The 231-nt window shown below is 56.7% G+C and carries 1 pseudogene; it reads right to left on the bottom strand.

The window, feature by feature from the left end:
- Positions 1-231, bottom strand: a pseudogene (locus QP413_RS10205) (single-stranded-DNA-specific exonuclease RecJ); the annotation flags it as partial.

Raw genomic sequence — 231 nt, 5'->3', positions numbered from 1 at the left:
CTCCGGGAACATCTGCCCCCACGGGCCAGCATCGCGCAACAGCTGCGCCACTTCCATGGTCATTTCGGCCGGGCTTAACGGACCGTCTGATACCACTTCGCCTTGCAATAGCGAAGGGTCCAGCCACTCAGTAACCAGTTCGCCAAACCGTTGTTGAAAGAGTTTGAATTTATCCTCTTCCAGCGACAAACCCGCCGCCATCGCATGACCGCCAAACTTCAGCATCATGCC

This window comes from Corynebacterium sp. UMB4614 (genome assembly GCF_030217065.1).
Classification (GTDB): Bacteria; Actinomycetota; Actinomycetes; order Mycobacteriales; family Mycobacteriaceae; genus Corynebacterium.
The sequence above is the reverse complement of the archived record's forward strand: the minus strand, read 5'-3'. Positions and strand labels throughout refer to the sequence as shown.